We start from the raw sequence: 26,457 nt of genomic DNA on the forward strand, positions 1-26,457 counted from the left end.
TTGACCTTCTCAAAAAATGACCGATGCGGAATACCTAGCGCGCATACGCAATGAACGATGAAAAAGGCTCGACATCCGACTCATCGATCTTTCGCCGATAGCCTCCGCGCGGCAGAGCGAGGGGGCTCCTCCCGCCTTGTCCCGAGGAGCCAGGGCTGGCCAGCCGCGTCGCGTCTCACGCGAACGTGACGCTCAACCGCTTGTCGTCGCGCCCGCGCGCGCTTGCTTTGCCGTCCAACGACCCACGGACGGATACGATGGCGCCGCGCGAACCCCTGCTCAAACCCGTTCCGATCTCGGAACTGCGACCGACCCAGATGACGGTCGGGTACCGCGAGGTCGAGGAGAAGCGCCGACGCTGGCGTGACCACGACGCAGACAAGAAGGCGGCCTTCCTCGGCTCGCACATGATTCCCGTGCTGCTCGGGCCGAAGAAGCACCACTACGTGATCGACCATCACCACCTCGCCCGGGCCTTGCAGGCGGAGGGCGTGGAGAGCGTGCTGGTGACGGTGGTGGCCGACCTGCACAAGCTGAGCAAGGACGCGTTCTGGACCGTGGCGGACCACAAATCCTGGGTCCACCCCTACGACGACAAGGGTGTGCGGGCCGACTTCTCCGACATTCCCAAGACGATCGCGGATCTCGCCGACGATCCGTATCGCAGTCTCGCGGGCGAGCTGCGCCGGGCCGGGGGCTTCGCCAAGGACACGACGCCGTTCAGCGAGTTCCTCTGGGCCGATTTCCTGCGCCGCAAGGTGAAGCCCAAAGCCATCGCCGACGATTTCACGGCGGCGTTGGAGCGGGCGATGCGCTACGCGAAATCACCGGAAGCCGGCTACCTGCCCGGCTGGTGCGGGCCGGTCGAGGGCTGAGCGAGACCGAGGGCGGCCGCCGCTGCCGCGAGGCCGAGCGCGGCGGCGATGAGCGCGTTCCAGCCCGCGAGCGAGAGACCGAGGAAGCGCCACGCGGCGGTGGAGCAATCGACCGGCCGCACGCTTTCGAGGCTCTTGAGGAAGTCGCCGACCGCCTCGGGCGCTGCCCCCGAGCCACCGCCGCAATCGGTCGGGCCGGGCCAGAACCCCCATTCGGCACCCGCATGGTAGACGCCGAGCCCCGCCCCGTAGAGCAGCACCAGGGCCACGAGCCCGAGCAGGGCACGGGCCGGCCGGGGCGGCAGGAAAGCGGCCACCAGCGCCAGCGGCGCTGCGAGGTAGTAGGGAATCCGCTCGGTCAGGCAGAGCTTGCACGGCACGTAGCCGAAGCCGTGCTCGAACACGAGCGCGGCGCCGACCGTCAGAGCCGCCGCGAGGGCGAGCGCCAGCGCGACCGGGCGCAGTCTCACAGCAGCACCTTGAAGGCGACGAAGCCCAGGATGATCACCACGGCGAACAGGCCGGCCACCACGTTGAGGTGCCGGTCGAGCACCGCGCGGATGCCGACGCCGTAGCGCCCGAGCAGGCCGGCCAGCAGGAAGAACCGCGCCCCGCGGGTGATCACCGACAGGACGGTGAACCAGAACAGCGAGTAATGGGCGAAGCCCGAGGTGATGGTGACGAGCTTGTAGGGGATCGGCGTGAGCCCCTTCAGCAGGATCACCCAATGTCCGTAGGTGGCGTAGGATTGCTGGAACGTCTCGGCCTTGTCGGCGAGCCCGTAGATCTTGAACAGCCACGCCCCGACCGAATCGAACAGCAGCGCGCCGATGGCGTAGCCGAACAATCCGCCGAGCACGGAGGCCACGGTCGCGATGGTGGCGTAGAACCAGACCCGGTCGGGCCGGCTCACCGCCATCGGCACCAGCATGGCGTCGGGCGGCACGGGGAAAAACGAACTCTCGGCAAAGGACACCGCCCCGAGCGCCCAGGGCGCCGAGGGCTTGGCCGCGAGCGCGAGTATCCACTCGTAGAGACGGCGGATCATGGTTCCTCATCCGGTGAAGGGAAGCGCCGCCCTTTCAGCACAGAAGGCGGTCAGATGCGAGGGCATGAGGCCCCATGTGAAAATTCGGTCTGGCCCTGAGGCCCCAGCCTGTGCCATGAGGCGTACCGCGTCGCGGGTATGGCGGAATTGGTAGACGCGGGCGACTCAAAATCGCCAGCCGAAAGGCGTGGGGGTTCGATTCCCTCTACCCGCACCATTCGCGCTTCCACCGATCACCGAAGCAGAATCACGACACCGGCGGAGCGCTGGCGTCGTCCCTCAGGAATCGCCGGATCCAGCCGGCCACCCTGTCGTTGTCCGGGCATCCCTCGAGCGAGGTGAGCGCCGTCTGGACGAGGCCGGAGGATTGCTCGCCCGCGCGATGACCGTCGGTGAGGGCGCGGGCGTAGTCCGGGCGGAACTCCGGATGGCACTGGAACGAGAGGGCGGGCCGGTCGGTGTAGGCCAGCACGCCGTAGGGCGTGAAGGCGCTGCCCGCCAACACCCGCGCGCCGGGGGGCAGGTCCACGACCTGATCCTGATGGCTCACCGGGATGGCGATGGTCTGCGCGTCGTCCATGAAGGGTGCGCGCTCGATCACCGTATAGGCGTGCAGCCCGAGGCCCCAGCCGCGCTCCGACCGCTCCACCTGGCCGCCGAAGGCCTGCGCCAGGGCCTGATGGCCGAAACACAGGCCGACCAGCTTGGTCTTGCGGTCGAGGTCGCGCAGGAAGGCCAGCAGGTCGACCACCCAGGGAATCGGCTCATAGACCGAGGCCGGTGAACCGGTGACGACATAGGCCTCGAAGACGTCCGGCGCCGCGGGCCAGCGGCCCGCGGTCACGTCGAAGCATTCGTAACGATGCCCGTCGCCGATCAGGGCCTCGACCATCGCGCCGTAGGACGGAAAGCGCCCGCCGAGGCGCTCCGGCGGATGGCCGGTTTCGAGGATGCCGATCTGCATGGGCGGGGTTTAGATCGCCGGGTCGAAGGTCGAAACCGGGCCCACCGCCGCAGGCTTGCCGACGATCCGCGCCAGCACGACCGCGACGACCATGATGGCGGCGAAGATCGCGAAGATCAGCGGATTGTAGACGATCAGCGCCACGAGGCAGATGCCCGCCATGACCAGCGCGAAGCCGGGCGCGACGGGATAGAGCGGCGCCCGGTAGGGTCGGGCCAGGCCGGGCTCGCTGCGGCGCAACCGGAACAGGGCGAGCATGCTCACGACATACATGGTCAGCGCCCCGAACACCGCCATGGTGACGATGCTGGCGGTGAGCGACTGCCCGGCGACGCTGACGAGGCTGTCGCTGTAGATCGCCGCGATCCCGACGACACCGCCCGCGAGCGTGGCGCGGTGCGGGGTGCGGAAGCGCGGATGCACCTGGGCGAAGACGCCGGGCAGGAAGCCCGCGCGGGCGAGCGCGAAGATCTGGCGGGCATAGCCCATGATGATGCCGTGGAACGAGGCGACGAGCCCGAACAGGCCGAGCCAGACCAGCATGTGCAGCCAGCCGCTCGATTCGCCGACCACCCGCTTCATCGCCTGCGGCAGCGGATCGTTGAGATCGGAGAGCGACTTCCAGTCGCCGGTCGCGCCGGCAAACAGCATCACGCCGAAGGCGAGTGCGGTCAGGGTCAGCACGCCGGAGATGTAGGCGATGGGGATCGTGCGCTTGGGATCCTTCGCCTCCTCCGCCGCCATGGCGACCCCCTCGATGGCGAGGAAGAACCAGATCGCGAAGGGAATCGCGGCGAAGATGCCGCCGAGCGCGCCCAGGCTGAAGCTGTCCTGCCCGGCCCAGCCGCCGACGATGAAGTTCGACACGCTGAAGGCCGGGGCGACGACACCCATGAAGACGAGGAGTTCGGCCACTGCCAGCACGGTGACGACGAGTTCGAAGGTGGCGGCGATGTGCACCCCGACGATATTGAGCCCCATGAACACGAGATAGGCGCCGAGCGCGGCGTGCTTCGGGTCGAGCCCCGGAAACTGGACGTTGAGATAGGCACCGATGGCCAGGGCGATGGCGGGCGGCGCGAAGACGAACTCGATCAGCGTGGCGTAGCCGGCGATCGCCGCGCCGGTCGGCCCGAAGGCGCGCAGCGCGTAGGCGAAGGGCCCGCCCGCCTGCGGGATCGCGGTGGTCAATTCGGTGAAGCTGAAGATGAAGGCTACGTACATCGCGGCCACCGCGACCGTCGTGACGAGGAAGCCGAGCGTGCCGGCCTGCGCCCAGCCGTAGCTCCACCCGAAATATTCGCCGGAAATGACGAGGCCGACGGCGATGCCCCAGAGGTGGAAGGCGTTGAGGCTCTTGTCGAGCGCGGTCGAGGGCGTCGTCATCGTGCGTTCCCGGCATCCGACCCGGTCAGGGGGCCTGGCGGGAACACCCAAGCAAGAGCGTTGCCTGATGCTCGGCACGGCAGGACGGGACCGCCGCCGGGGCGCTCCCGTCTCCGGTTCTCGCGAAGCGGCTCAGTAGCCGTAGCTGCGCTGCGGATAGCCCTGCGGGGCGCCGTAGCCCGCGCCGCGCGGCTGGACGCGGGACCCGTAGTCGATCTCACGCTGGCGCCGCGCCTGCCGGTTCGCCAGGGCGCGTCCGGCCAGGCACCCCGCGACCGCACCGACCACGCCCCGCTCGGCGAGGTAATGCCCGGCCACGCCGCCGATGATGGCGCCCTTGATGCAGCCCTTCGCATCCGCCGTTCCGACGCTCATCAAAGTCACGACCGTCATGGCCGATGCCGTCGCGATGATCCGCATGTCGCTGCTCCTGTCGTCCCCGCAGGGGGTGTGGCCGGAACAACGATGTCGGGGTGGCCGCGTTCCGTGGGTCGCCCCGCCTCCGGCCTATGGTCGGGCCGATCAGGCCGGCGCGAGGCGCGGCAGGTCGCGGCGTTCCAGCCCCGGCAGCAGATGCATCACCGAGCGGGCGAACTCGTAGCGCGCCACCGCGAGGCCGTCCGTCCAGTCCGGCAGCGGCGCCTCCATCAGTTCGGTCACGTCGAGCCCGCGGGCGAAGCCCTCGCCGATCCGTGCCTCGACCGTGTCGAGCCAGCGCCGCGTCTGGTCGATGCCCCGCCGCCCGGCCTCGACCGGGCCGTGGCCGGGGATCAGCAGGCTGTGGTCGATCTCGGCCAGGGTCGTGAGTGCCCCGCGCCAGCGCTCGGGATCGGCATCCGGGGTCGTGGCAGCCCGATCGAGGAAGACGAGGTCGCCGGGGAAGAGCAGGCCGGAACGCTCCTCGAACAGGCACAGATCCTCGCGGGTATGGCCGGCGAGGGGCAGGATGCGGAACCGGCGCTCGCCGATCGTCTCGACGCCGCCCTCCGCGACGCGCCCCGGCTCGGGCACGCCGGTGCCGCGCATCCAGTCGCCCGCGACGCGGTACATCCCGTTGGTGAGGTCGGTGCCGGCGCGCTTCAGGTCGCCGCGCAGGGCCGGGCCGCCGCTCACCGTTCCGGCCTCGAAGGCGGTGGCCCCGAGCACGTGGTCGGCATGGAGATGGGTGAGGTAGACGCGGACCACGGGTTTGCCCGTCAGGCGTTCGGCCAGCGCCTTGAGCGCCGTGCCGTAGCGGTGCGAGGGGCCGGCATCGATCAGCACGGCCCCGTCGCCGGTATCGAGGATGGTGATGTTGGCGATGGCCCCGCCATTGGCACGGGTGATCGGCTCCGGGGCGCCGTAGATCGTCCAGACCCGCGGGGCGATCTCGATCGGGGCCAGCGTGTAGGCGAGCGGCGCCGCCGAGGCGAAACCGGGCAGCCAGGGTGAAGCGGCGGCGCAGAGCCCGAGGGCAAGGCCGGCGCGGCGGGTCAGAGTCGTCGTCTCAGCACTCACAGCCGTCCCTCCCGACCGGCGACCGATCCGGCCGCGCCCGTCTCCGGCGGAATCGGCACCCGCACCGTGAAGACCGCGCCGTTGGTGTTGCGCGCCCGCAGGGTCAGGGCCTCGCCCGCAGCCGGCCGGTCCGGCAGCAGCGTCAGGGTCGGGTTGTCGGCGACCGGCTCCTGCAGGGTGAGGCGCGCCAGGACGGTGCCGGCCGCGTCGGCCACGCTCAGATCCTCGACGATGAAGAGCGGGATGTTGGCGAGCATGCCGGTATCCATCGGATGGGTCATGCGCAGCCGCAGGCGCAGGCCGTCCGCCTCGCTCCAGATCCGGGCGCGGGTCTCGCCGAGGCTCTTCCAATCGACCTTCTTCTCCACCACCGGCGGCACCGAACAGCCGCCGCCCGCCGCATCGAGATTGCGCCCGCCGACATGCCAGACATCGCCCTTGCGCACCGCGGCGCGGATCGGCGTGCCCTGCTCGATCTTCATGCGGAAGGCGACGAAGGGCTGGGCCGCCGGCGTCTCGAGGCGCAGGGTGAGCGGGAACGGGTTCAGATCGGCGATGACCAGCAGCTCGTCGGCCCGGCCCAGCGCCCGCGCATCGACCGTGACGGGCACCTGGGTCTGATCCTCGGTGACCGGCGGCAGCCTCACCTGCACCGCATCGTCGAACACCGCACGGCGCTCGCCGAGGAAGCGCTCGGCCATGCTCGGCCAGAGCGGCGAGTCGAGCGGGTCGCGGCTGCCGCTCGACGGCGCCGCCGCGGGGGCGACGAACCGGCCCGCGACGGGTCGGAAGACGGGGAGGACGGGCATGGCGGGAGATCGCCTTCAGCGGTCTTGGAGGGGCGGGACGGGCGGCGGCACCGCGTCGACCAGGGGGCGCTCGGCCTCCGCCCAGCCGTCGGTGCCGTCCGCGAACCAGTAGAGCCGCGTGTAGCCGAGGGCGGCGGCGCGCTTGACCGCGTTCCACGACATCCAGCAATCGGCGAGGCAGAAGAACACCAATGGACGCCCCCGCTCGCCGTCGGTCAGGCGCGCGAGATGGCGGGCGAAATAGGCGGCGAGCCGCGGCTTCAGGCTGCCGCGCCCGGTCTCGGGCAGCCAAGTGGCGCCGGGAATCGTCGCGCGCCGATCGACCAGACGCCACGCGCCGGTGGCCGGATCGTAACCGCCGCGCTGGGGCATGGTGTCGACGAGCACCGCACCGTCGTCGCGCAGGCGGTCGAGATCGGTCAGATCGATCCGCGCCCCGCCCTCCACCGGGCGCGTCACCGGGGCGCGGTAATTCTGCACCCGGTAGCCGGTGGTCTCGTCGCTGTCGAAATCCGAGCCCGCGAGGGCGCCGCCCGCCGCGAGGCCGAGAAGCAGGGCGAACGGGAGCGACCTCACGGCTTGCCCTCGCGATGCAGGCCGAGGATGCGCAGCAGCGTGCCGTCGCGGTCGACCCAATGGTGCTTGAGGGCGGCACCGACATGGAGCGCCAGGGCCGCGCTCAGCGCGAGCGCCAGCCCGTCATGGAGGTTGGCGGCAAGGGCGTAGAGCGTCTCGTGCTTGGCCTCGAACAGTTTCGGGATCACCGGAAGCCCGAACACCGAGACCGGCCGGGCATAGGCCAGCGACCGCAGGATGCCGGAGATCGGCATCAGAAGCGTCGCCACGACCAGGAAGACGTGCAGCGCGATCGCGCTCCGACGCTCCCAGGCGGCGTGCGGCCCGGCGGGCGCCGGAAAGCCCTCGCGCACCCGCCACGCCACGCGGGCGAGCGCCAGGACGAACACGATCACACCGAACGATTTGTGGATCTGGACGAGCGCCGTCTTGTCCGGCCCGCCCGAAACGGTGCGCAGCCAGAAGCCGAAGGCGATCAGGCCGAGCACGCCGAAGCCGACGCCCCAGTGCAGGCCGAGCGACACGCGGCCGGGCCAATGCCCGGAGCGGGTCTGCACCGGCCCGCTCATCGCGCCAGCAGCCTCAGATGGGGGAATTCCCGCTTGGCGGTGAGCAGGGTGCAGTCCCGCTCGTCCTCCGTCTCGGGACAGACGATCTCGACCCCGTCGGGATAGTGGCTGACATTCTCGCAGGTGGCGAGGAAGCGCTCGCGGGTGTGCGGATCGTCCGCGACGCGGGCGCTGTCGAGTCCGGTCACCGTGCAGTCCGTCTTCAGCATCAGCATGCGCCGGATCTGATATTCCTTGACCTCGGCGCGCGCCGCCGCGGGGAGCAAGAGGGCCGCGGCGAGGACCGCAAGCGCCGGGGCCGACCGGACGGACATCCGCGCGCTCAGTTGATCTTGGCGGCGATCGCCGGATCCTTGTCCGCCTCGCTCTCGATGTAGGTGCGGATCGCCCAGATCGCCTCCTGGCTCAGGATGTCGGCGAAGGGCGGCATGCGGTAGCGGCCGTCGCGCTGGGCACCGCCGCGCACGCGCGTCAGGAAGTAGATGTCGGAGGCCTCGGTCTTATCGAGTTCCCGAAGGTCGGGGGCCATGCCGCCGGACTTCGCGTCGATGCCGTGGCAGCGGGCGCAGTTCTTGTTGTAGCCGGACGCCCCGATCTCGATCGCCTTGGCGTTGCCGATATAGGGATTCTTGTCGCGATCATCGTCGCCGAGCGGCTCCAGGCCGGTCGTGTCGATGGATTGGGGCGCTCCGTCGCCGTGAGCGTGGACGAGCGTCGTCGCGGCGAAGCCGAGGGGTAGGGCCAGCGGCAGAGCGAGGGCGGCGGCCCGAAGCGTGCGGATCATCGGCGGATGCCTTTCGTCTGGATGGAAACGGGATGCGCGGCGGATCACGGGACCGGATCCAGCCAGATGCGCCAAGTCTCCGACCCGCTGATCTGCAGCGAGTAGGTTCCGGGCGCGTCGATGCGGTGGGTGGCGGTGCCCCCGCCGCCGATATGCAGGTTCTGAACGATGCCGCCGGCCGCATCCTTGAGGTACAGGACGAAGATCGGGCCATCGCTCTCGTAGCGAAGCACCGTCGGCGCCTCGATCGCGAAGGGTTCGGTCTGGGCGGTCAACCGGCCCTGGAAGCGGGGCGGCGCGAGGAGCGCGGCGAGGCGGTCGTAGCAGGCGAGCCGCTCGGCACCGTCTCCCGTCCCGCGGCACTTGGCGAAGGCCGCGCGCATCCCGGCCTCGGCCTCACCTGCGGCATGAGCGGCCGGCAGGAGCGGGAGGACCGTGCCGAGCATCGCCAGGGCCATCGTCCTCGCGATCGCGTGCCCAACGATCACTTGCCCAACGATCACTTGGCCGCCTGCGGTTCGTCCTCGTGCTTCGGGGCGGTCGCGGCCGGGTAGGCCTCCCAGACGGGCTTGTCGGTCTGCCAATGGACCGGGCAGCCCTTGCAATCCTGCATCCAGGCGTCCTGGAAGATCGCGAAGCGGATCTTGGCGCCGTCCATCACCGCATTGGTCAGGTTGACCTCGTAGAACTTGGCCTCCTGCAGATCGGTGTCGATGAAGCGCGCGCCGACGAACTGGGCGCGCTTGGCCTGGACCATCTCCAGATCCGCGACCGTGAAATCGCTGCCGCTGAAATCGCCGCCGACGATGCGGGCATGGTCGAGATTGGCCCCGACGAAGCGGGCATCGCGCGCCTTCACGCCTTGCATGAACGCGATCTGGAGCTGGGCCCCGCTCAGATTCGCGCCGGTCAGCACGGCGCCGCGCAGGTTGGCCCCGCGGAGATCGGCGCGGGCGAGGTTGGCGCCGCTGAGGTCGGCCCCGCCGAGATCGGCGTTCTTCAGATCGGCATGGCGCAGGTCGGCGCCGGGGCATTTCGCGTTGGGGCCGATGGTGCAGCCGCCGACCAGCCAGGGGTCGGGCCGTTCCACCTTGTTGAGAACCACCGTCTGCGCCGCCGCGGGCAGAACCTGCGCGGGCAAGACCTGCACGAGCAGGCCGGCGATCAGGAGGGCGCGCCGGGCGCCGTCGGTCCGGGCCGACATCGGGTCAGCTCCTCGATTGGCTTGGATCATGCGGGTGTCGAGGCCGAACCGGCACATTCGGGCGCCGGTCCGGATCGCCGTGGCGGCGGGAGGGTGCCCCCTCCCGCGCCGTCGATCACTGGGCGGATGCCGTGTCGGTCGGCAGTTCGAACACCCAGAACGAGCCGCCCTGGCTGACGAGCTTGGTCTGGTCGGCCATATCGCCGCCCCACAGCGGCACCGCGCCGCCGTAGCCCGAGGAGATGCCGATGTACTGCTTGCCGTCCATCTCCCAGGTGGTCGGAACCGAGACCACGCCGGAACCGGTCTGGAAGGCCCAGAGCTGCTTGCCGGTCTTGGCGTCGAAGGCCTTCACGAAGCCGTCCGAGGTGCCCGTGAACACGAGACCGCCCTTGGTCGTCATGGTCCCGGCCCAGAGCGGCATCGCCTCCAGGTGTTCCCAGACGATCTTGCCGGTCTTCGGGTCGAGGGCGCGGAGCGCGCCGACATGGGTGTCGAACTTGCGCTGGATGCGGAAGCCCTGACCCAGATAGGCGGAGCCCGCCTTGTAGGTCACGTTCTCGGTCCAGTAATCCTCGGTCCAGTCGTTCGACGGGATGTAGAACAGCCCCGTCTGCTGCGAGTAGGACATCGGGTTCCAGTTCTTGCCGCCGAGGAAGTTCGGCGTCACCTTGATTGCCTTGCCCTTGGCCTGGCCCTCCTCCGGCGCCGGCGGGCGCTGACCCTCGACCTCGATCGGGCGACCGGTCTTCAGATCCCAGCCCGTCGCCCAGGTGATGTCCCGGACGAAGGGATAGGCGGCGACCAGGGCGGTCTGCTTGCTGATCTGGCCGTCGCGCGCCGTGAGCTTGTCGGTGTCGGTCAGGAAGAAGAAGCCGTTGCGATCGGCATGGGCGCCGAGGCGAACGGTCTTCCCGTCCTTCTCCATGTCGAAGAGGATGATCTCGTTGTTGCCCGAATAGTCCCAGGCATCGTTCGGGGTGTGCTGGAAGAAGCCCACCGGCTCGCCGTTCGACGGGTCGATGTAGATCTGGCCCGAGGTGTAGAGGCTGTCGTAGGGCTTCCAATCGCCGCCGGGACCCGAGCGGTAATGGTGGTTCCACGGGGCCGGGTTGCCGGTGCCGATGACGAAGGTGTTGGTCTTCTCGTCGTAGACGCCGGTCTGCCAGGGTGCGCCGCCGCCGTGGTTCCAGGCCTCGACCTTCTTGCCGTCCTTGTCGTTCGGCCAGGACGGCGCCTTGGCGTCGCCGGTCGGGGTCGAATCCTTGCCGTTGAGGCGGCCCATATGGCCCTCGACGAGGGGCCGCATCCAGATCTCTTCGCCGGTCTCGGGATCGCGGCCGTAGAGCTTGCCCTGCGCGCCGAACTCGTCGCCCGAATTGCCGTGGATGAGGACGACCTTGCCGGTCTTCTTGTCCTTGATGATGTTCGGCGCGCCCGTATAGGCGTAGCCGGCGGCGTGATCGTCGAACTTCTTGCTCCAGACGACCTTACCGGTCTTGGCATCGAGCGCGTACATCGAGGCGTCGAGCGCGCCGAAATAGATCTTGCCGTTGTAGATCGCGGCGCCGCGGCTCACGACATCGCAGCAGGGACGGATGTCGTCGGGCAGGCGGGCGGAGAAGGACCACAGCTTCTTGCCGCTCTTGGCGTCGAGCGCGAAGATGCGCGAGTAGGAGGCGGTGATGTAGATCACGCCGTCATGCACCAGCGCCTGGCCTTCCTGGCCGCGCTGCTTCTCGTCGCCGAAGGAGAACGACCAGCGCGGCTTGAGAAGGCTGACGTTCTTGGTGTTGATCTTGTCGAGGCCGGAATAGCGCTGGGCCTTGATGCCCATGCCGTACATCAGCACGTCCTTGTCGGTGTTCTGATCGTTGAGGATGTCCTCCCACGTCACGCCGCCGCCGGTCGAAGCCTTCTCGGCCTTGGGCTCGGCCTTGGTCTCGGCCTTCTGCGCCGAGGCGGGCGCCGCGAGCAGCAGGCCGGACAGGATCAGTGACGAAGCGGTGGCGAGCATCAGCGTGCGGGGCGCGTGCCCCGCTGTCTTCCTGGCCATGCGTCTCTCCCTGGCGGTCGCGGGCGCCGCGCGCCGGACCGCGTCTTTAGGCTTTTGATGGGGAGCCGACCTGCGGGAGCCCCACGGAAGCATCCGGTCATCCGAGGATCCGCCACGAAGGCTGGCGGTGGATGCTTCGTGAGAGCTTGGCGTCCCGAAGCCGGGCTCGCTGAGAGGTATGGCGGGAAAGATTGCCCGTCGCACGCTAACTTTTGTCCATACCTCATATGGTATTCTTATGATTGCAAGTTTATCCCGGCCAAACTTGCCCAGAACGACTGGCGAAGCGGTCCAATCGTCATAAATAATTTGTTTGAAATCACACTCTTGACGCTCGCAAGGAGGGTCGCTCATCACTTTTACAGTTCAGGCGACGCGCCGGCACGCAAGGTCTGCGGCCGGGGGCGCCCCCGTACGAGTTGGCGCGATGCACATCATCCTGGTGGACGACCATCCGCTGTTCCGCGAAGCCCTGCGCAGCACGATCCGCCTCGGGCTGCCCCATGCCCGTATCGACGAGGCGGACTCGATCGAGGCGGCCAAGACCGTCCTGACCGAGCGGCCCGGCATCGACGTCATCGTGCTCGACCTGTCGATGAAGGGCGTGACCGGCTTCGACGGGATGATGTCCCTGCGGATCCGCTTTCCCCGCATCCCGATCCTGGTCTGCTCGGGGCTGGAGGAAGGGCGGATCGTGCGCGAGGCGCTGCGGCTGGGCGCGGCCGGCTTCGTCCCGAAATCCGCGACGCGGGCGACCTATATGGAGGCGCTGGAGAGCATCATGCGGGGCTCGATCTTCGTGCCCGATCTCCCCGACACGCACGATTGCGAGGCGAGCGACGCCGTCGATGCCTCGACGCGGATCGCGGCGCTGACGCCGGCGCAGATGAACGTGCTGTCGATGATCAAGCGGGGCAAGCTCAACAAGCAGATCGCGTTCGAACTCGGCATCGGCGATTCGATGGTAAAGGCCCACGTCTCCGAGATCATGCGCAAGCTCGGCGTGCGCAACCGGACTCAGGTGGCGCTCTGCGCCTCGGCGCTGGATTTCGACCGCGTCGGCATGTGAGCCGACCGGAGGCGGGCCTCGAAGACGATCAGACGCTCTCGTAGACGAAGCGGCCCTGAGCCGGCGGCAGCGATCCCAGCCGCTCGGCGCCGAGGGTCATGTCGCGCCGGCCCGCCTCCCACCGGTCCCGAATCGAGGAGGGTGAGAAGTCGAAGCTCTTCGCCGCCAGCTGATCGGCCCCGGCCTTGTAGATGACGTGCAGCAGGGTCACGGCCGGGCCCGCCGGGTCGAGCCGCTCGCGCAGGGCGTATTCACGGGCGAGGCCGGCGATGGCGCGCCGTCCGGCGCTGGCGAAGATGAGGTCGTTGGCCCGTTCCAGCACCGCGTCCAGGGAGGCGGGGCGGGGCGCCCTGAGGCTGAACAGATCCGCGGCGATGCAGAGCAGGTCCCGCTCCGGCTCCCGCTCGAACAGCGGATCGAGCGGCAGGTTGTTGGTGTAGCCGCTGTCGCACAGGAGCCGGCCCTCCACCTCGACGGGGGCGAAGGCGGGCAGGATCGCCGCGCTCGCCAGGATGTGCTCCGGCCGGACCCGCTGGCGCTGCGTGTCGAAGAACACCTCCTCCCCGGTCGCGACATCGACGGTGGCGACGGTGAAGCGGGTCTCCCCGCCGTTCAGCCGCTCGAAATCCACGAGGCGCCGCAAGGTGTCGAGCAGGGGCGTGTGATCGAACAGGGCGACGTCGTTCGGGATCCAGGGCAGGGCCGACCACAGGCCGGGCAAGCGGTGCCGGAAGATGCCCGGCCGGCCCCAGGTCAGGGTCAGCAGGGCGTGCAGGGCGTTGGAATATTGCCGCGGCTTCAAGGGCGCGGGAGCGCCGATCCCGGTCTGCTGCGTCGCCTCCTCCCAGAATTGCCGCAGCCGGGGGATCCGATCGTCGGGGGCGTTGCCGGCGATGAGGGCGGCGGTGATCGCGCCCATCGACGCGCCGACGAGCCAGGACGGCCGGATGCCCTGCGTGTGCAGAACCTCGAAGACGCCGGCATGGTACGCGCCGAGGGCGTTGCCGCCGCTCAGGACGAGGGCGACATCGCGCGGGCGTGAGCGTTCAACCATGCGGAGCAGCGATCCTTTGTCGACGCCGTTTTCGGGTGCGGTCGTGCCGTGCCGCCCCGTTGCGTCGCGGGCGGAGGGGCGCTCCTGGGTAACCACCCGTGGGAGCGCTCGTTTCCGGAGCGGCGCCAGGTTGCGCGGGCCGCATCGATGATCCGGCGACCATGCTCCGCGCCCGAAGCCTGTCGCGCGACGGAGCTATGCCCGTCCCGCAGGGGTGGTACCGAACCCGAATGACGACGGGGATGCGGTTCGCTGCGCCCGACGTTCTGCTAGAAGCACCCCATACCCGATGGATGACGGCGCTGCCCGCAAGGGTGGCGCCCGTGCCCGCGAGCCCGGTTCTTGCCCTCAGCGATCTCGCCTTCCCTGCTCGTTGCCGTCGCCGCGGTCCTGCCCTTCCTCGGCAGCCTCGTGGCGATCGGCCTGCCGGGCTCGGCGCGCAACGCCGCCGCCGCGGTGGCGGGGGGCGTGATGCTGGTCAGCCTCGCCTGCATCGCGAGCCTCTATCCGCAGATCGGCGAAGCCGGCCCCATCACTTGGACGCTGGACTGGCTTCCGACGCTCGGGGTCCGGTTCATCCTGCGCCTCGACGGGTTGTCGTGGCTGTTCGCGATGCTGGTGCTCGGCATCGGCGCGCTCGTGGTGCTCTACGCGCGCTACTACATGGCCGCCGCCGATCCGGTGCCGCGCCTGTTCTGCTACTTCCTGGCTTTTGTGGGCGCGATGCTCGGCATCGTGCTGTCGGGCAACCTGATCCAACTCGTCGTGTTCTGGGAGCTGACCTCGGTCGTCTCCTTCCTGCTGATCGGCTACTGGTCCGACAACGCCTCCGCCCGTGACGGTGCCCGGATGGCGCTCACCATCACCGCCGCCGGGGGCCTGTGCCTCTTGGTCGGCATGGTGCTGATCGGCCAGATCGTCGGCAGCTACGATCTCGAGACGGTGCTGGCCTCGGGCGATACGATCCGCACCAGCCCGCTCTACCTGCCGGCCCTGATCCTGGTGCTGGCCGGCGCCCTCACCAAGTCGGCGCAGTTCCCGTTCCACATCTGGCTGCCCCGCGCCATGGCGGCGCCGACGCCGATCAGCGCCTACCTGCACTCGGCCACCATGGTGAAGGCCGGCATCTTCCTGATGATCCGGTTCTGGCCGGTGCTCGCGGGCACCGAGAGCTGGTACTGGATCGTCGGCACCGCCGGCATGGCGACGATGCTGGTCGGCGCCTGGAGCGCGATCTTCCAGCACGACCTGAAGGGGTTGCTCGCCTACTCGACCATCAGCCATCTCGGGCTGATCACCCTGCTGCTCGGCCTCGATTCGCCGCTGGCCGTGGTCGCGGCGATCTTCCACGTGGTGAACCACGCGACCTTCAAGGCGTCGCTGTTCATGGCCGCCGGCATCATTGACCACGAGACCGGCACCCGCGACATGCGCCGCCTCAGCGGGCTGTGGCGGGCGATGCCCTACACCGCCACCCTGGCGATGGTCGCGGCGGCTGCGATGGCGGGCGTGCCGCTCCTGAACGGCTTCCTGTCGAAGGAGATGTTCCTGTCGGAGGCGGTCGACAACGCGGGCGACCACCCGCTCCACCTCGCGCTTCCGGTGCTGGCGACCCTCGCGAGCGCCTTCACGATGCTCTACTCGCTGCGCTTCATCCGCCAGACCTTCTTCGGACCCGCCCCGCACGACCTGCCGCACGAACCGCACGAGCCGGTGCGCTGGATGCGGATCCCGATCGAAGCCCTGGTCCTCACCTGCATCGCCATCGGCCTCGTGCCGAACCTCACCATCGGCCCGGCCCTGGAAGGTGCGGTGCGCGCGGTGCTCGGCGACCGGACCCCCGATTACGACCTCGCGATCTGGCACGGCTTCAACGCGCCGCTGGCCATGAGCGTCGTGGCCCTCGTCGGCGGCGTCGTGCTCTATTTCGTCTTCGGCAAGCGCATCAACACGAACCCGCGCGGCGGGCCGTGGCTGATGGACCGTCTCGACGGCGGTTGGCTGTTCGAGCGGGCGATGACCGGGCTCGTCCGCGGCGCCCGCTGGCTCGAGGCGCGGCTCGGCACCGAGCGGCTCCAGCCGCAGCTGCGCATCCTGTTCCTCGCCGCCCTGACGGCGAGCCTCGCCGCGGGCACCGCGCGCGGGCTCGACCTGACGGCGCCGGGACGCATGACCGAGTTCGATCCGGCCTTCGCCCTGATGTGGCTCGTGGGCGCGGCCTGCGCCATCGGGGCGGCGGAGCGGGCGAAGTACCACCGGCTCTCGGCGGCGATCTTCGTCGGCGGCGCGGGCCTCGTCAGCAGCCTGACCTTCCTGTGGCTCTCGGCCCCCGATCTCGCCGTGACGCAGATCCTCGTGGAGATCGTCACCACGGTGATGCTGCTGCTCGGCCTGCGCTGGCTCCCCAAACGCGATCAGGCGATCGCCGTCCCGGCCTCCGAGGAGGCGCGGGGCCGTCGGCGCCGCCTCGTCGACCTCTGCATCGCCGGGCTCGTCGGCTTCGGGCTCGCCGGCCTCGCCTACGCGGTGATGACGCGCCCGGCGGTCGACGGGATCAGCCGCTGGTTCGTCGAGGAGGCCTATCCGCAGGCGGGCGGGCGCAACGTCGTCAACGTGCTGCTCGTGGATTTCCGCGCCTTCGACACTCTAGGCGAGATCTGCGTCCTCGGCGTCGTCGGCCTCACGGTCTTCGCGCTGCTCAGGCGGTTCCGCCCCGCCCCCGACAGCCTGGAGCGGCCGGCGCAGCAGGTGCGCCACGACGCCTACGACGACGCCCGCGAGGGGCGCGAGCCCGGCCACACCACCGCCGACGCGCTGCTGGTGCCCCGCGTGGTGATCACGTGGCTGTTCCCGTTCATCGTGCTGCTGGCGCTGCACCTGTTCCTGCGCGGCCACGATCTGCCCGGCGGCGGCTTCGCGGCGGGCATCGCGATGACCGTCGCCTTCATGCTGCAATACATGGCCAACGGGGCGCAGTGGGTGGAGGAACGGCTGCGCATCCAGCCGATCTCGTGGATCGGCGCCGGTCTCCTCGTGGCGGTGCTGGCGGGCGCCGGCTCCTGGCTGTTCGGGCGCCCCTACCTCACGGCCTTCTTCGCCTATTGGGAGCCGCCCGTGCTCGGCAAGGTGCCGGTCGCCAGCGCGCTGCTGTTCGATCTCGGCATCATGGTGCTCGTGGTGGGAGCGAGCGCCCTGATGCTCGTGGCCCTCGCCCACCAATCCCTGCGCCGCACCCGCGCCGCCGAGGCGGAGGCCGAGGCCCGGGACGCGGCGGAACGCGCCGCCGAGAAGGAACCCGCCTGATGGAGTTCGTCCTGTCGGCCGGGATCGGCATCTTCGCCGCCTCCGGCGTCTGGCTGATGCTGCGCCCGCGCACCTTTCAGGTCGTGCTCGGCCTGTCGCTGCTGAGCTACGCCGTCAATCTCTTCATCTTCGCCATGGGCCGCCTGACCGTGGGCGCGCCGCCGGTGCTGGGCGCCGTGCCCGAGATCGTCTCGGTGGACGATCCGGTGCCGCAGGCCCTGGTGCTGACGGCTCTCGTCATCGGTTTCGCCCTCACCGCCCTGTTCCTCGTGGTGCTGCTGGCCGCCCGCGGCGTCACCGGCAGCGATCATGTCGACGGCCGCGAGCCGCATCGGGCCGAACCGCATCCGGGGAACCCGCATCCATGACCGGCCCCGTTTCCATCACCCAGGCCAGCGGCTGGTCGGACCACCTCGTGGTGCTACCCATCGTGCTGCCGATCGCGGTCGCGGGCGCCATGTTCCTGATGGACGAGCGCCGCCGCGAGCTGAAGGCCGCCTTGAGCCTCGCGACGATGCTGATCCTGCTCGGCATCGCCCTCCTGCTCGTCGGCCGCGCGAGCTTGACGGCGGAGGTGTACCGGCTCGGCAACTGGGCGGCGCCCTACGGCATCGTGCTGGTGGTCGACCGGCTCTCGGCGATGATGCTGGCGCTCGCCGCCATCCTGGGATTGTGCGCCCTCGTCTTCTCCTTCGCCCGCTGGGGCCGGGCGGGACCGCGCTTCCACGGCCTGTTCCTCCTCCTCGTGATGGGCGTGAACGGCGCCTTCCTCACCGGCGACCTGTTCAACCTCTTCGTCTTCTTCGAGGTGATGCTGGCGGCCTCCTACGGCCTCGTCCTGCACGGCTCGGGCGAGACGCGCATCCGCGCCGGGCTCGGCTACATCGCCGTCAATCTCGTCGCCTCGCTGTTCTTCCTCGTCGGCGTCAGCCTGATCTACGGCACCACCGGCACCCTCAACATGGCCGATCTCGCCCGGCGCCTCGCGGCGCCCGCCCTCGGCGAGACGGGCCTGTTCGAGGTCGGCTGCGCGGTGCTCGGCATCGCCTTCCTGATCAAGTGCAGCGCCTGGCCCCTGGGCTTCTGGCTGCCGACCACCTACGCGGCGGCGAGCGCCCCGGCGGCGGCGATCCTGGCCATCCTCAGCAAGGTGGGCGTCTACGTCGTCGTGCGCTTGAGCCTGCTCCTGTTCGGCGAGGGCCTGTCCGCCGGCTTCGCCCAGGGCGTTCTCCTCGCCGCCGGGCTCGCCACCATCGCCTTCGGCACGGTCGGCATCCTCGCCGCCCGCGAGCTGACCCGGGCCGCGGGCTACGCCGTGATGATCTCGTCGGGCACGGTGCTAGCCGCCCTCGGAACCGGCAGCGACCGGGCATTGGCGGGGGCGCTCTACTACCTCGTCGGCTCGACGCTCGCGGCCGGCGCCCTGTTCCTGCTCGCCGAGATCCTCCAGCGCGGCCGCGACCCGGCGGAAGCGGCCAAGCCCGTCTTCGCCGACGAGTACCGCGATCCGTTCGACGACCCCGACGCCACCGAGATCGGCCGGGCGATCCCCTCCGCCGTGGCGATCCTCGGGATCGGCTTCCTCGTCTGCACGCTGATGCTCGCCGGCGTGCCGCCGCTCGCGGGCTTCGTCGGCAAGCTGGCGATGTTCTCCGGGCTCACCGGCGGGGCGATGACGGCCTCGGCCTGGGGGCTGATCGCGGCGCTGACCCTGTCGAGCTTCGGCACCCTGATGCCCCTGGTGCGGCTCGGCATCTTCAGCCTGTGGGTGCCGAGCGACGACCCGCCGCCGGTGCTGCGCGCGCCGGAATTCGCCGCCATCGCGGGCCTGCTCCTCACCTGCATGGCGCTTGCCCTATGGGGCGGCCCGGTCCTCGCCTATGCCGATGCGACGGTGGCGTGGCTGGCTGAGCCGCAGGACTACATCCAGGCCGTCCTCGGCGCAGCGCAAGGAGATGGGCGTTGAGCCGGATCCTGCCCCACCCGCTGCTGTCGGCGGCACTCACCCTGACCTGGCTGCTGCTCAACGCCCCGCCGACGCCCGGCAACGTGCTGCTGGCGCTCGTCGTCGGGCTCACCGTGCCGGCGGTGATGGGCGCTCTGGAGCCCCGCCGGGTGCGGCTGCGCGCGCCGGCCACCCTCGCCCGGCTCGCGATCCTCGTCCTCTACGACATGATCCGCTCCAACATCGACGTCGCCCGCGTCATCCTCGGCCTGCGGAGCGGCGAGCGGAAGACCGGATTCGTCACCGTCCCCCTCGAGCTGCGCGAGCCCGTCGGCCTCACGATCCTGGCGGTGATCCTCACGGCCACGCCCGGCACGCTCTGGGTCCAGTACGATTCGGATACCGGCTGCCTGCTCCTGCACGTCCTCGACTACACCGAGGACAGCGCCTGGGAGCGCCGGATCAAGGATCGCTACGAGCGTCCCCTGATGGAGATCTTCGCATGAACAGCGTGACGATCCTCGATTGGGGCCTCGGCCTCGCCCAGGGCATGCTGGTCCTGGCGATGGCCTTGGCCGCCTGGCGGATGCTGCGGGGGCCCCGCGCCCAGGACCGCATCCTCGGCCTCGACACGTTCTACCTCAACGGCATGCTGGCGATCGTGGTCCACGGCATGCGCACCGGCAGCGGCCTCTATTTCGAGGCGGCCCTGATCATCGGCATGATCGGCTTCACCGCTACGGTGGCGCTCGCCAAGTTCCTGATGCAGGGCGAGGTGATCCAGTGAACGGCGCCGGACTGCCCCTCTGGGCCGCGTGGATCGTCGTCCTGCTCACGGTGACCGGCGCGGGCTTCGCGCTGACCGGCGCGCTCGGCCTCATCCGCCTCAGGACCTTCTACGAGCGCGTCCATGCCCCGACGCTTGGCGCGACCCTGGGCATGGCCCTGATCCTGTGCGGATCGATGCTGCTGCTGTCGCTGATCGAGGAGCGTCTCGTCCTGCGCGACGCCCTGATCGGCCTGTTCTTCACGGTGACGACCCCCGTGACACTGCTCCTGCTCGCCCGCACCGCCGCCCACCGCGACCGCTTCGAGGGCAATCCAGACGCGCCTCCGGAGGGACACTGATACCCTGACGGGCGGATCTGGGCAGCGGACTAGGCAGTCCAGCCTAGTTCCGACCGGAAAAATTTTGTATTTGACCGAGCCGCACGGCTTCGTGATCGCTGCGCTGACCTACGAATTCTTGTCGAATAGGGATCGATCGCGGTTTTTACAAAACGATAAGGTTCATCTGCAAGATTTCGACCTCGGCAGCCAATCATGGCGCCGGTGAAGGCGTGCCGTGCCGATGTTCCGTTCCGATGTCGATTCCCTTCTGGCCTCCGTCGATCGATCCATGGGCCGGATCGAATTCGCGCTCGACGGCACGATCACCGATGCCAACGCGGCCTTCCTGGCCCTGATCGGCTACCGCCTCGACGAGTTGAAGGGCCGCCATCACAGCGTGCTGATGCCGGCGGCCGAACGGGATCAGGCCGAGTACCGTGCGTTCTGGGAGGCCCTGCGACGGGGCGAGTTCCGCACGGGCGAGTTCCGCCGCGTCGCCAAGGGCGGACGATCAGTCTGGATTCAGGCCTCCTACAATCCCGTCCTCGATCGGCGGGGACGCCCCTTCAAGGTGGTGAAGTTCGCCGCCGACATCACCGCGCAGACGCAGCGCAACGCCTATTACGAGGGGCAGATCGCCGCCATCAACCGCTCCCAGGCAGTGATCCACTTCACCCCCGACGGCACCATCACCGACGCCAATGACAAGTTCCTGACGGCAATGGGCTATCATCTCGACGAGATCCGCGGCCGGCACCACAGCCTGTTCGTCGACCCGCAGGAGGTTGCGGGCGGCGACTATGCGGGCTTCTGGAAGGCGCTCGGCTCCGGCAGCTACCGGGCAGGCGAGTTCCGCCGGATCGCGAAGGGCGGGCGCGAAGTCTGGATCTACGGCTCCTACAATCCGGTCTTCGACAGCGAGGGCCGCCCCTGCGCCGTGGTCAAGTTCGCCAGCGACGTCACCGAGCAGGTCGCGGATCGCCTCCGACGGGCCGAGGGCCAGCGCTCGATCCGGAGCGACCTCGGCGACATCACCCTGGCGATGTCGGACGTGACGCGGCAGGCTCAGGAGACGGCGGACGCGGTGGCCGTGACCTCCGGCAACGTCCAGGCGGTCGCTGCGGGCTCCGAGGAATTTGCCGCCTCGATCTCCGAACTCAGCCGACACGCGGCCCAGGCTCAGAGCGCGTCCAACGAGGCCGTGGCCCGAGCCGAGGAGGCGACCGGGATCGTCGCCGGTCTCACCTCCGCCGCCGAGCGGATCGGCGAGGTCGTCTCGGTGATCCGCTCCATCGCCGACCAGACCAATCTCCTGGCGCTCAACGCGACCATCGAGGCGGCACGGGCCGGACAGGCGGGCCGCGGCTTCGCCGTGGTCGCCACCGAGGTGAAGGCCCTGGCGAGCCAGTCCTCGCGGGCGACCGAGGATATCGGCCATCAGATCACGGCGGTTCAGGCTTCGACCGACCGCGCGGTCGAGGCGATCCGATCGATCGCCGCGACCATCGGCAACCTGTCCGAGATCTCGATGAGCGTGTCCTCGGCGGTGACCGAGCAGGCCGCCGTGACCCAGGAAATATCGACCAACATGCAGACCGCCGCCCGCAACGTCGATGCGGTCCGCCGCAACGCCGAGGGCATTGCCGCCGCCGCCGGCGAGATCGATGCCTCCGTTCAGAAGGTGACCGCCGCCGCCCGGGCGATCGCCTGATCGGCCGCTCGGCGCCGGGCGAAGCAGGCTACGACGCCTTGGCGAAGGGCCAGCGGGCCCGTGCCGGGGCGGTCAGGTCGTCGACGAGACCGAGACGCAGCCGTTCGAGGCCGGCCCAGGCGATCATCGCGCCGTTGTCGCCGCAGAGCGGCAGCGGCGGTGCGACGAAGCTCAGACCGACCTCGCCGGCCTGCGCGGCGAGGGCGCGGCGGATCGCGCCGTTGGCCGCGACGCCCCCGGCCGCCACCAGGGCGGTCGGATGGCCCGCGACCGCACCGAAGCCGCGCAGGGCCACCCGCACCCGGTCCACGACCACATCCACCACCGCCGCCTGGAAGCTCGCGCAGAGATCGGCCACGTCGCGGCTCGCGAGCGGGGCGAGGCGCTCGGCCTCGATGCGCAGGGCCGTCTTGAGGCCGGAGAGCGAGAAATCGGCCTCGCGCCGCCCCAGCATCGGCCGCGGCAGGGCAAAGCGCTCGGGATTGCCGGTCTCCGCCAGCCGCTCGACCTCCGGCCCGCCGGGATAGGCAAGACCCAGGAGCTTGGCGACCTTGTCGAAGGCTTCGCCGATGGCGTCGTCGATGGTGGTGCCGAGCCGGACGTAATCCCCGACGCCCTTCACGGCGACGAGCTGGGTGTGTCCGCCCGAGGCGAGGAGCAGCAGGTAGGGGAAGGCAAGCCCGTCGGTGAGGCGCGGCGTCAACGCGTGCGCCTCCAGATGGTTGACCGCCAGCAGCGGCTTGCGCGCGACCAGCGCCAGGGTCTTGGCCGTCACGAGGCCGACGAGCACACCGCCGATCAGGCCCGGCCCGGCGGCCACCGCGATGCCGTCGAGATCCGACAACGTCGTTCCCGCCCGATCGAGCGCGCGGGCGATCAGCCGATCGAGCACCTCGACATGGGCGCGCGCCGCGATCTCCGGCACGACCCCGCCATAGGCCGCGTGCTCCGCGATCTGGCTCAGGATCTCGTTGGCCAGGATCCTCCCGCGATCGCCGTCATCGAGGGCCACCACGGCGGCGGCGGTCTCGTCGCAGGTCGTTTCGATGCCGAGGATCTTCATCGGGTCTCTATCGGGCCTTCATCGGGCGCGGTGCGGTTGCGCGTCGGGAGCCCGCGCGCCACCTTCTCGGCCTCACCGGCGAGGTTTACGCAAAAATCGCGGCCTCCGACAGGGAAGGCCTCGGGGTTTTCCGTGCCGCGCGCTTCGTCGATCAGGGGGCCTCGCATGCGGATCTGGGTATCACGGCCCGAGCCCGGCGCCGCACGCACGGCCCGGCGCCTCGAGGGTCTCGGCCATGCGGCTCTGGTGGTGCCGGTGTTGCGGATCGTCCCGACCGGAACGTCCCTGCCGCCGGGACGCTTCGACGGCCTGATCCTGACGAGCGGCAACGCGGTTGCCGCCACCGATGCCGCGCCCCGCGATCTGCCGGTCCTCGCGGTCGGCGCCCGCACGGCCGAGCGGGCACGGCGCGCGGGGTTCCGGCGCGTTCACTCTGCGGAGGGCGATGCGGGCGATCTCGCGGCCCTGGTGGCCGACACGCTGGCGCCCGGCAGCACCCTGCTCCATGCCGCGGGCGAGGACCGCAAGCCGGAGCCGGCCGCGAGCCTCGCGGCGGCGGGGTTCTCCGTCACGGTGTGGAACGCCTACGCCGCGCGCGCGGAGGAAGCCCTGCCCGACGCGGTGGCGCGGGCCCTTCGCGCCGAGGACGAAACCCGGCCGGCGGCGGCGCTCCACTACTCCCGGCGCAGCGCTCAGGTGGCCGCCGGATTGTGCCGGGAGGCGGGGTTGGCCGGAGCGTTTCGGGCTCTGGCGCATTACTGCCTGTCGCCGGATGTCGAAGCGGGACTGGCCGAGTTCGGTCTCGCGGCCCATTTTGTGGCGACACGACCGAGCGAGGACGCCCTCCTCGCCGGCCTTCCGGCTCCGGATTGAGCGGCATGTCCCGTGAGGGACGTCCGCAAGCTTCGGGGACGGGAGCAGAACGATTTCGGATGGATGGTGCCGCTCGACCGCTCTATGGGAGCGCGGTGCCTCGCGGTGGCCAAGGGAGCGAACGCCGGTGACTTCACCCAAGGATGGTCCGAAGCCTGCGGACAAGGGCGCGTCCCCCGCCTCCTCTCCCACGAAGCCCGGCACGGTTCCGCCCACGGGCAAGCCCGAATTGAACAGATCCGAGCCCGCCAAACCCGGTGCGACCGGAAGCAGCGCCCTGCCCGGCAGCCCCTCCTCGTCGAGCGGTGGAACGACGGGCGCCCCCGGCCGCCCGCAGGACGCACGCCCCTCCGAGCCTGCCAAAACAGGCGCCACCGGCAGCAGCCCCGTTCCGCCGGTCGGGTCCGGCCCCAGGCCGTCCGAGCCGGGCAAGCCGTCCGAACCCGCCAAGCCCGCGAGCGCCGTTGCGCCGGGATCGTCCACGGGGGCGCCGTCGAACCCGCCTTCGGGGACCTCTTCCTTCGGCACGCCGTCGAAGCCCGGCACGACCGGCAGCGGCGCGGTGCCGCCGGTGGCCTCCGCCGCCAAGCCTTCGGAGCCCGTGAAGACCACCGAGCCCGGCAAGCCGACGGGCGCGACGCCCTCTGCGACCGGTGCGGCCTCGAACACCGCCCCGGGCGCCGCGCCGTTGAAGCCCGGTGCGACCGGCAGCAGCGCGATCCCGCCGGCCTCCGGCGCCGCCAAGCCGGGCGAGGTCAAGCCCGACAGCCCCGCCAAGCCGGGGGCGACCGGAAGCAGCGCGATCAAGCCGGAGGTTCCGCCGGCCGGTGCCGGACGTCCGGGGACCGGACCGTCCGGCACCACCGCCGGCAACCCATCCGGCTCCCCGTCCAACGCGGGACCGACCCGGGTCACCGAGGCCGCCTCGCTGACCGACGGGCCGATCCTCGACATGAAGGCCAAGCGCGTCCCGGATCCGGCCGAGGCCGGCAAAGGAGCGGACAAGGGGGCCGACAAGGGCGGCACGCGGCCGGATGCGGCCAAGGATACCGCCCGGGACGCGGCACGGGGCGAGACCAAGGCACCGCCCGCCGCCACGACCAAGGCGGGACCGGGCCTCGGCGCGGTGGCGGCCTCCGGCCTCCTCGGCGGCCTGATCGGCGCCGGCCTCCTCTACGGCGTCACGACCTATCATCGCTCGAGCGATCCGCGCCTCGACAATCTCGACAAGGCGGTGGCCGGCCTGGCCACCAAGGACGCGCTCGGCGGATTGGACAAGCGCATCGCGGCCAACGAGCAAGCGCTGAAGCCCCTGCCCGAGGCGGTCGGCCGGGCCGAGGCCGCCGCCAAGTCGGCGGGCGAGCGGGCGCAGGAGGCCCTGCAGAAGGCCGGGTCCGCGCCGGCCGCTCCCGCGCCGGAGGGCGCAGCGCCGGCCCCGGCTGTCCCGGCCGACCTCGCCGCGCGCCTCGACGCGCTCGACCAGCGGGTCTCGGCGCTCCAGGAAGAGCCGGGCCGCGAGGGCAACGCCGAGGCGAAGGCGGTCGCGGCTCCGACGGGCGACGGAACCGCGCTCGCCGGCCTCGACGAGAGGCTCAAGGCGGTCGAAGCCGCGACGAAGGACGCCGCATCCAAGAATGCCGCGCCCGACCTGACGCAGAAGCTCACGGCGCTGCAGGGCGAGATCGAGTCGCGCACCAAGGCCAACGAGACCGCCGATGCCGGCCTCGCCAAGCGCCTCGACGAGGTGCAGAAATCCCTCGACGCGAAGATCGGGGCGGCGACCCAGGCGGTGCAGGAGGCGGCCCAGGCCGGCAAGCAGGCGGCGGAAGCCGGACAGGCCCGTGCCGAAGAGAGCGTGAAGGGTATCGACCGCCGGCTGCAGGAGCAGGCGGACAAGCTCGCCAGCCTCGACAAGGCCCTCGACCAGACCGCCAAGGCGGCGACCGTGCAATCCGCCCTGCGGATCGTCGCGGCCGATCGCATCGCCACGTCGCTCGATGCCGGCCAGCCCTATCCGGAGGCGCTCGCCAGCCTGCGCAATCAGGAGCCGGCGGATTCGAAGCGCGTCGCGGCTTTGGCGCCCTTCGCCGACAAGGGTGCGCCGACCGCCGCCAAGCTCGCGGCCGAGTTCCGCGGCATCGCGGCCAAGATCGCGGAAGCCAAGCGCGCGGCTCAGGCCCGCACGGTGGCCGAGAGCGGCAGCGTCGGCGACCGGCTGATGAACATGGCGAGCTCCCTCGTCCAGGTGAAGCGGGCCGACGCCCCCGCTCCGAGCCAGGGTGGCGCGGGCGGCGAGGTCTCGACCCAGCAGGTCCAGACCGCCCTCGACAACGGCGATCTGCCTGCCGCCGCCACGGCCTTCGCGGCCCTGCCGGAGGAGGCCAAGGCGCAGGCCGGCGATTTCGGCACCCGGCTCGCGGCCCGCGCCGAGGCCGGCCGGGCGGCGCAGTCGCTGCTCGCCGACGCCTTCACCGGCCTTCCCCCGGCTCGCTAGACCGCCCGAGCCGATGACGTTGTTTCCGACGACGGGCCCGCGTTCCGCGCGCCCGCTTCCCCTTCCA

At 70.4% G+C, this 26,457-nt stretch carries 27 protein-coding genes and 1 tRNA gene; 12 read left to right on the forward strand and 16 right to left on the reverse strand.

Annotation, left to right across the window (positions count from 1 at the left end):
- The first annotated feature begins 257 nt into the window (after nt 1–257).
- Nucleotides 258–875, forward strand: a complete 618-nt coding sequence (locus MFF26_RS00625) for a ParB-like protein (RefSeq protein ID WP_137829462.1) — start codon at nt 258–260, stop codon at nt 873–875.
- Here the strand turns inward: MFF26_RS00625 and MFF26_RS00630 are convergent.
- Together MFF26_RS00630 and MFF26_RS00635 are read right to left on the reverse strand one after the other, a co-directional pair.
- Nucleotides 839–1,345 (reverse strand): disulfide bond formation protein B, encoded by a 507-nt coding sequence (locus MFF26_RS00630; protein WP_137829463.1) that lies wholly within the window; start codon nt 1,343–1,345, stop codon nt 839–841. The two genes, MFF26_RS00625 and MFF26_RS00630, sit on opposite strands and share 37 nt — an antisense overlap.
- On the reverse strand, nt 1,342–1,923 hold the full coding sequence (locus tag MFF26_RS00635; protein WP_137829464.1) for a YqaA family protein: 582 nt from the start codon (nt 1,921–1,923) through the stop codon (nt 1,342–1,344). Before MFF26_RS00635 ends, MFF26_RS00630 begins: the two co-directional genes overlap by 4 nt.
- A gap of 132 nt (nt 1,924–2,055) precedes the next feature.
- Here MFF26_RS00635 and MFF26_RS00640 point away from each other — a divergent pair.
- Nucleotides 2,056–2,140, forward strand: a tRNA-Leu gene (locus MFF26_RS00640).
- A gap of 30 nt (nt 2,141–2,170) precedes the next feature.
- Here the strand turns inward: MFF26_RS00640 and MFF26_RS00645 are convergent.
- The 12 genes from MFF26_RS00645 to MFF26_RS00700 all read right to left on the reverse strand — a co-directional run bounded on the left by MFF26_RS00645 (nt 2,171) and on the right by MFF26_RS00700 (nt 11,768).
- Nucleotides 2,171–2,887, reverse strand: a complete 717-nt coding sequence (locus MFF26_RS00645; protein WP_137829465.1) for a glutamine amidotransferase-related protein — start codon at nt 2,885–2,887, stop codon at nt 2,171–2,173.
- Nucleotides 2,888–2,896: 9 nt separating this feature from the next.
- A complete protein-coding gene (gene eat, locus MFF26_RS00650) occupies nt 2,897–4,273 on the reverse strand; it encodes an ethanolamine permease (protein ID WP_137829466.1) in 1,377 nt (458 codons plus the stop codon).
- Between the two features lie 132 nt (nt 4,274–4,405).
- Entirely contained in the window at nt 4,406–4,693 is a 288-nt protein-coding gene (locus MFF26_RS00655; protein WP_137829467.1) for a hypothetical protein, read from the reverse strand.
- Nucleotides 4,694–4,795: 102 nt separating this feature from the next.
- A complete protein-coding gene (locus MFF26_RS00660) occupies nt 4,796–5,770 on the reverse strand; it encodes a quinoprotein relay system zinc metallohydrolase 1 (protein ID WP_238307380.1) in 975 nt (324 codons plus the stop codon).
- Nucleotides 5,767–6,579 (reverse strand): quinoprotein dehydrogenase-associated SoxYZ-like carrier, encoded by an 813-nt coding sequence (locus tag MFF26_RS00665; RefSeq protein WP_137829469.1) that lies wholly within the window; start codon nt 6,577–6,579, stop codon nt 5,767–5,769. Before MFF26_RS00665 ends, MFF26_RS00660 begins: the two co-directional genes overlap by 4 nt.
- 15 nt (nt 6,580–6,594) lie before the next feature.
- Entirely contained in the window at nt 6,595–7,155 is a 561-nt protein-coding gene (locus tag MFF26_RS00670) for a rhodanese-like domain-containing protein (RefSeq protein WP_137829470.1), read from the reverse strand.
- Nucleotides 7,152–7,712: a cytochrome b gene (locus MFF26_RS00675; protein WP_238307381.1), complete on the reverse strand. Its 561-nt coding sequence runs from the start codon at nt 7,710–7,712 to the stop codon at nt 7,152–7,154. Before MFF26_RS00675 ends, MFF26_RS00670 begins: the two co-directional genes overlap by 4 nt.
- An 8-nt stretch (nt 7,713–7,720) precedes the next feature.
- Nucleotides 7,721–8,038 (reverse strand): hypothetical protein, encoded by a 318-nt coding sequence (locus MFF26_RS00680; protein ID WP_137829472.1) that lies wholly within the window; start codon nt 8,036–8,038, stop codon nt 7,721–7,723.
- A gap of 8 nt (nt 8,039–8,046) precedes the next feature.
- Nucleotides 8,047–8,508, reverse strand: coding sequence for a cytochrome c-550 PedF (pedF, locus tag MFF26_RS00685; RefSeq protein ID WP_137829473.1), 462 nt, complete (start codon nt 8,506–8,508; stop codon nt 8,047–8,049).
- Nucleotides 8,509–8,552: 44 nt separating this feature from the next.
- Complete coding sequence (locus tag MFF26_RS00690; RefSeq protein WP_137829474.1) at nt 8,553–8,966, reverse strand: hypothetical protein; 414 nt, start codon at nt 8,964–8,966, stop codon at nt 8,553–8,555.
- Between the two features lie 41 nt (nt 8,967–9,007).
- The gene (locus MFF26_RS00695) at nt 9,008–9,712 is read right to left on the reverse strand and encodes a pentapeptide repeat-containing protein (RefSeq protein ID WP_137829475.1); all 705 of its coding nucleotides are present in this window, start codon (nt 9,710–9,712) and stop codon (nt 9,008–9,010) included.
- Nucleotides 9,713–9,827: 115 nt separating this feature from the next.
- A complete protein-coding gene (locus MFF26_RS00700; RefSeq protein WP_238307382.1) occupies nt 9,828–11,768 on the reverse strand; it encodes a PQQ-dependent methanol/ethanol family dehydrogenase in 1,941 nt (646 codons plus the stop codon).
- A 427-nt stretch (nt 11,769–12,195) separates the two neighbouring features.
- Here MFF26_RS00700 and MFF26_RS00705 point away from each other — a divergent pair, with 427 nt between their 5' ends.
- Nucleotides 12,196–12,837 carry a response regulator transcription factor gene (locus MFF26_RS00705; protein ID WP_137829476.1) on the forward strand — a complete coding sequence of 214 codons (642 nt, stop codon included), beginning with the start codon at nt 12,196–12,198 and terminating at the stop codon, nt 12,835–12,837.
- 28 nt (nt 12,838–12,865) lie between these two features.
- Here the strand turns inward: MFF26_RS00705 and MFF26_RS00710 are convergent, their stop codons facing one another.
- Nucleotides 12,866–13,891 carry a patatin-like phospholipase family protein gene (locus MFF26_RS00710; RefSeq protein WP_137829477.1) on the reverse strand — a complete coding sequence of 342 codons (1,026 nt, stop codon included), beginning with the start codon at nt 13,889–13,891 and terminating at the stop codon, nt 12,866–12,868.
- Nucleotides 13,892–14,245: 354 nt separating this feature from the next.
- Here MFF26_RS00710 and MFF26_RS00715 point away from each other — a divergent pair, with 354 nt between their 5' ends.
- The 7 genes from MFF26_RS00715 (at nt 14,246) to MFF26_RS00745 (ending at nt 21,960) form a co-directional block, all read left to right on the forward strand.
- Nucleotides 14,246–17,194 carry a monovalent cation/H+ antiporter subunit A gene (locus MFF26_RS00715; protein ID WP_137829505.1) on the forward strand — a complete coding sequence of 983 codons (2,949 nt, stop codon included), beginning with the start codon at nt 14,246–14,248 and terminating at the stop codon, nt 17,192–17,194.
- Complete coding sequence (locus tag MFF26_RS00720) at nt 17,194–17,562, forward strand: Na+/H+ antiporter subunit C (protein WP_137829478.1); 369 nt, start codon at nt 17,194–17,196, stop codon at nt 17,560–17,562. Before MFF26_RS00715 ends, MFF26_RS00720 begins: the two co-directional genes overlap by 1 nt.
- Complete coding sequence (locus MFF26_RS00725) at nt 17,559–19,160, forward strand: monovalent cation/H+ antiporter subunit D (protein ID WP_137829479.1); 1,602 nt, start codon at nt 17,559–17,561, stop codon at nt 19,158–19,160. Before MFF26_RS00720 ends, MFF26_RS00725 begins: the two co-directional genes overlap by 4 nt.
- Nucleotides 19,157–19,645, forward strand: coding sequence for a Na+/H+ antiporter subunit E (locus MFF26_RS00730; protein WP_137829480.1), 489 nt, complete (start codon nt 19,157–19,159; stop codon nt 19,643–19,645). Before MFF26_RS00725 ends, MFF26_RS00730 begins: the two co-directional genes overlap by 4 nt.
- A complete protein-coding gene (locus tag MFF26_RS00735) occupies nt 19,642–19,926 on the forward strand; it encodes a K+/H+ antiporter subunit F (protein WP_137829481.1) in 285 nt (94 codons plus the stop codon). Before MFF26_RS00730 ends, MFF26_RS00735 begins: the two co-directional genes overlap by 4 nt.
- Entirely contained in the window at nt 19,923–20,267 is a 345-nt protein-coding gene (gene mnhG / locus MFF26_RS00740; RefSeq protein WP_137829482.1) for a monovalent cation/H(+) antiporter subunit G, read from the forward strand. The genes MFF26_RS00735 and mnhG overlap by 4 nt, the downstream gene beginning before the upstream one ends.
- A 223-nt stretch (nt 20,268–20,490) precedes the next feature.
- Nucleotides 20,491–21,960, forward strand: coding sequence for a methyl-accepting chemotaxis protein (locus tag MFF26_RS00745; RefSeq protein ID WP_373324323.1), 1,470 nt, complete (start codon nt 20,491–20,493; stop codon nt 21,958–21,960).
- Nucleotides 21,961–21,988: 28 nt separating this feature from the next.
- Here the strand turns inward: MFF26_RS00745 and tsaD are convergent, their stop codons facing one another.
- Nucleotides 21,989–23,023, reverse strand: coding sequence for a tRNA (adenosine(37)-N6)-threonylcarbamoyltransferase complex transferase subunit TsaD (tsaD, locus tag MFF26_RS00750; protein WP_137829484.1), 1,035 nt, complete (start codon nt 23,021–23,023; stop codon nt 21,989–21,991).
- A gap of 165 nt (nt 23,024–23,188) precedes the next feature.
- On the opposite strand from tsaD, the gene MFF26_RS00755 reads away from it, so the two are divergent.
- Entirely contained in the window at nt 23,189–23,896 is a 708-nt protein-coding gene (locus MFF26_RS00755; protein WP_137829485.1) for a uroporphyrinogen-III synthase, read from the forward strand.
- 127 nt (nt 23,897–24,023) lie between these two features.
- Nucleotides 24,024–26,390, forward strand: coding sequence for a COG4223 family protein (locus MFF26_RS00760; RefSeq protein WP_238307383.1), 2,367 nt, complete (start codon nt 24,024–24,026; stop codon nt 26,388–26,390).
- Nucleotides 26,391–26,457 lie beyond the last annotated feature (67 nt).

It is taken from the genome of Methylorubrum suomiense (assembly GCF_022179765.1).
GTDB classification, from domain to species: domain Bacteria; phylum Pseudomonadota; class Alphaproteobacteria; order Rhizobiales; family Beijerinckiaceae; genus Methylobacterium; species Methylobacterium suomiense.